Annotated in this window: 3 protein-coding genes; all 3 read left to right on the forward strand. The window is 67.0% G+C overall.

Features of this window, described 5'->3' with window-relative positions:
- The first annotated feature begins 29 nt into the window (after nt 1-29).
- From dgcB to etfB, 3 genes are read left to right on the forward strand one after another with little or no spacing between them, the layout of a single operon-like run.
- On the forward strand, nt 30-1982 hold the full coding sequence (gene dgcB / locus QSV36_RS11595) for a dimethylglycine demethylation protein DgcB (protein WP_289131697.1): 1953 nt from the start codon (nt 30-32) through the stop codon (nt 1980-1982).
- Nucleotides 1982-3214, forward strand: a complete 1233-nt coding sequence (gene etfA, locus QSV36_RS11600) for an electron transfer flavoprotein subunit alpha (RefSeq protein WP_289131699.1) — start codon at nt 1982-1984, stop codon at nt 3212-3214. The genes dgcB and etfA overlap by 1 nt, the downstream gene beginning before the upstream one ends.
- 10 nt (nt 3215-3224) lie before the next feature.
- On the forward strand, nt 3225-3995 hold the full coding sequence (etfB, locus tag QSV36_RS11605) for an electron transfer flavoprotein subunit beta (RefSeq protein WP_289131700.1): 771 nt from the start codon (nt 3225-3227) through the stop codon (nt 3993-3995).
- Nucleotides 3996-4121 lie beyond the last annotated feature (126 nt).

The raw sequence follows: 4121 nt of genomic DNA on the forward strand, positions 1-4121 counted from the left end.
CAAGAATCCAGCTGTTGTGGGAGCCTCCCATGTTGAACACCCTTCTACCCATCCTGCTGTTCGCTGCCCTTGGCCTGGCAGTGCTCGGTGCCCTGCGCCGGGTGCGCATGTGGCGGCGCGGCCGGCCATCCAAGGTCAACCTGGTCGGCGGTCTGCTGGCCATGCCGCGCCGTTACCTGGTGGACCTGCACCACGTGGTCGAGCGCGACAAGTACATGTCCAAGACCCACGTGGCCACCGCAGGCGGCTTCGTGCTGTCTGCCGCATTGGCGATCCTGGTGCACGGCTTCGGCCTGCAGAGCAAGATCCTCGGCTACGCGCTGCTGGTGGCCACGGTGATCATGTTCACCGGCGCCATCTTTGTCTTCAAGCGCCGCCTCAACCCGCCATCGCGGCTGTCCAAGGGGCCGTGGATGCGCCTGCCGAAGAGCCTGCTGGCGTTCGCCGTGAGCTTCTTCATCGCCACCCTGCCGGTCGCCGGCATCCTGCCTGCCAATACCGGCGGCTGGGTGATGGTCGCGATTCTCGGCCTGGGCGTGTTGTGGGGCGTGTCCGAGCTGTTCTTCGGCATGACCTGGGGCGGGCCGATGAAGCACGCCTTCGCCGGTGCCCTGCACCTGGCCTGGCACCGCCGTGCCGAGCGTTTCGGCGGCGGCCGCTCCACCGGCCTCAAGCCGCTGGACCTGGAAGACCCGAACGCGCCGTTGGGCGTGGAAAAACCGGTGGACTTCACCTGGAACCAACTGCTGGGCTTCGATGCCTGCGTGCAGTGCGGCAAATGTGAAGCCATGTGCCCGGCGTTTGCCGCCGGCCAGCCGCTGAACCCGAAAAAGCTCATTCAGGACATGGTCATCGGCCTGGCCGGTGGTACCGACGCCCAGTTCGCCGGCAGCCCGTACCCTGGCAAGCCGATCGGCGAGCATGGCGGCCACCCGCACCAGCCGATCGTCAATGGCCTGGTCGACGCCGAAACGCTGTGGTCGTGCACCACCTGCCGCGCCTGCGTCGAGGAATGCCCGATGATGATCGAGCACGTCGATGCCATCGTCGACATGCGCCGCCACCTCACCCTGGAAAAGGGCGCCACGCCGAACAAGGGCGCCGAGGTGCTGGACAACCTGATCGCCACCGACAACCCGGGCGGTTTCGCCCCCGGTGGGCGCATGAACTGGGCCGCCGACCTCAACCTGCAACTGCTGTCGGAGGTGAAAACCACCGAAGTGCTGTTCTGGGTCGGTGATGGCGCCTTCGACATGCGCAACCAGCGCACCCTGCGTTCGTTCGTCAAGGTGCTCAAGGCCTCTGGCGTGGACTTTGCCGTGCTCGGCCTGGAAGAGCGCGACAGCGGCGACGTGGCGCGCCGCCTGGGCGACGAAGCGACCTTCCAGCAACTGGCCAAGCGCAATATCCAGACCCTGGCCAAGTACAAGTTCCAACGCATCGTCACCTGCGACCCACACAGCTTCCATGTGCTGAAGAACGAGTACGGCGCACTGGGTGGTGATTACCAAGTGCAGCACCACAGCACCTACATCGCCGAACTGATCGCGGCCAACAAGCTCAACCTTGGCCAGCACAAAGGTGGCAGCGTCACCTACCACGACCCGTGCTACCTGGGCCGCTACAACGGCGAGTACGAAGCGCCGCGGGCAGTGCTCAAGGCGCTGGGCATCGAGGTGCGCGAAATGGAACGCTCCGGCTTCCGCTCGCGCTGCTGTGGCGGTGGCGGCGGTGCGCCGATTACCGACATCCCCGGCAAGCAGCGGATTCCCGACATGCGCATGGACGATATCCGCCAGACCGAGGCCGAGCTGGTGGCAGTAGGTTGCCCACAGTGCACCGCGATGCTCGAAGGCGTGGTCGAACCGCGCCCACAGATCAAGGACCTGGCCGAGCTGGTCGCCGACGTGCTGATCGAAGAGGACGCGCCTGCTGCCGCCAAGACGCAAACGGCCAAACGTGAACCTGCGGAGGTGCACTGATGAGCGACATTATCCGCCGCGACCCGCGCGCCGAGTGGATCGCCCGTAACCGTCTGCACCCGCTGCATGCAGCGATGCAGACCCAGCAAACCCGCTGGATGGGGCCTAACGGCCTGATCCGCAAGAACCCTCACGCGATAGCCGCGGGCTTCATCGGCCCGGCTGGCCTCAAGCGCATCGACCGCAGCGGCGCCCAGCAGGGCACCGGTGTGGGCGGGCGCCGCACGGCGGCGGTCGAAGTGCAGCTGCCGCTGCACCAGGTAACGGCGCCGGCGTTCTACATCGCCGTGGTGCCGGACATGGTCGGTGGCCGCCTGAGCAGCCACGACCGCGACCTGCTCGGCCTGGCCCACAGCCTGGCCGGCAGCGACGGCGCGGTATTGGCGGTGGTGTTTGGCGAGCACAAGGAAAGCAACTTTTCCACAGCCGGCGTGGACCGCCTGCTGGTCATCGAAGGCGAAGCTTACGAAGGTTATGCACCGGAGCAGCTGGTACAGGGCCTGCGCGCTGTGGATAACCAGTTCACCCCGCGCCACTGGCTGCTGCCCGACAGCCGCACCGGTGGCGGCGAACTCGGCCGACGCCTGGGCGCGGCGCTGGGCGAACGCCCGGCGACGCGGGTGTGGCAGGTCAAGGACGGCCAGTGCATTGGCCGTGCTGGTGCCGGCCAGCAAGACCTGCAACGCGCCGTGCCGCGCCTGATCCTGGCGGCGGCCGAATGCGCCGAGCCGGTCAGCGAAACCCGCCATGAAGCGCTGCCGGTAGAGTTGTCCACAAGTGTTCCGCGCAGCCTGTCGCGTATCGAAGACCTCGGCTCGGTGGCCGTCGACCCGGCCACCATTGCCATGGCCGAGGCCGAGTTCATTGTCTCCGGTGGTAACGGGGTCAAGGACTGGGACCTGTACCACCAGGCTACTGCAGCGCTGGGCGCCACCGAAGGCGCCTCGCGGGTGGCAGTGGATGATGGTTTCATGCCGCGCAACCGCCAGGTGGGCGCTACCGGTACCTGGGTTACCGCACGGGTCTACGTGGCTGTGGGTATCTCGGGTGCGATCCAGCACCTGCAGGGCATTGGTGCCTGCGACAAGGTGGTGGCTATCAACATGGACCCAGGCTGCGACATGATCAAACGGGCCGACCTGTCGGTAATTGGCGACAGCTCGGCAATTCTCAAGGCACTGATCGAAGCTGTGGATAACTACCGCAGCGGCGGCCAGCGCGACGCGGCATAAGGGCACGAGCATGAGTACGAAAGTGATCAGCCTGGTTTCCATCGGTGCCCACCCCAGCTCCGGCCGCGCACGCCGCGCCGAGCAGGATGCCCGCGCGGTGGAACTGGGCTTGCAGCTGGCTGGGGATAACTTGCAGGTGGTGCACGCCGGCAACCCACACGAAGAAGCGCTGCGTGCCTACCTGGGCATGGGCCTGGACCACCTGGATGTGCTGGAGCAGCCGGCCGGTGCCGATGTGCTGGGCGTGCTGGGCGACTACCTGCGTGACGCCGGGGCGCAGCTGGTGCTGACCGGCAGCCAGGCAGAGACCGGCGAAGGGTCGGGCATGCTGCCGTTCCTGCTGGCGGAAAAACTCGGCTGGCCGTTGATCGTGGGCCTGGCCGAAGTGGAATCGATCGACAACGGCACCGCCCAGGTATTGCAGGCCCTGCCACGTGGCCAGCGGCGCCGGCTGAAGGTGCGCCTGCCGCTGCTGGCGACTGTGGATAACGCCGCGCCCAAGCCGCGCCAGAGTGCCTTCGGGCCGGCGCGCCGTGGTGTCCTGGCGGCGCGTAACGTGGCCATCGTCGAAGACTCGCTGCTGGCCGAGGCCGAGCTGCAGCCAGCCCGTCCGCGGCCCAAGCGGCTGAAGGTGATCAAGGCCAAGAGCGGCGCCGACCGCATGAAGGCGGCAACCGCCAAGGCCAGTGGTGGCGGTGGCAAGGTGTTGAAAGACGTTACTCCGCAGGAAGGCGCCGAAGCCATCCTCAAGCTGCTGGTAGAAGAAGGCGTGCTGCGCTAGAGCCTCCCGCCGTCCCGTGTAGGAGCGGCCTTGTGTCGCGATGGGCTGCGCAGCGGCCCCCAGATCCTGAGCCAGGCCCAGGATTCGGGGGCTGCTGCGCAGCCCATTGCGACACAAGGCCGCTCC

Origin of the sequence: Pseudomonas sp. BCRC 81390, from assembly GCF_030341915.1 — a bacterium.
Classification (GTDB): Bacteria; Pseudomonadota; Gammaproteobacteria; order Pseudomonadales; family Pseudomonadaceae; genus Aquipseudomonas.

Excerpts from the sequence above, each read along its gene's own strand:
- dgcB (WP_289131697.1), top strand. The coding sequence starts at position 30 with ATGTTGAACACCCTTCTACCCATCCTGCTGTTCGCTGCCCTTGGCCTG.
- etfA (WP_289131699.1), top strand. The coding sequence starts at position 1,982 with ATGAGCGACATTATCCGCCGCGACCCGCGCGCCGAGTGGATCGCCCGT.
- etfB (WP_289131700.1), top strand. The coding sequence starts at position 3,225 with ATGAGTACGAAAGTGATCAGCCTGGTTTCCATCGGTGCCCACCCCAGC.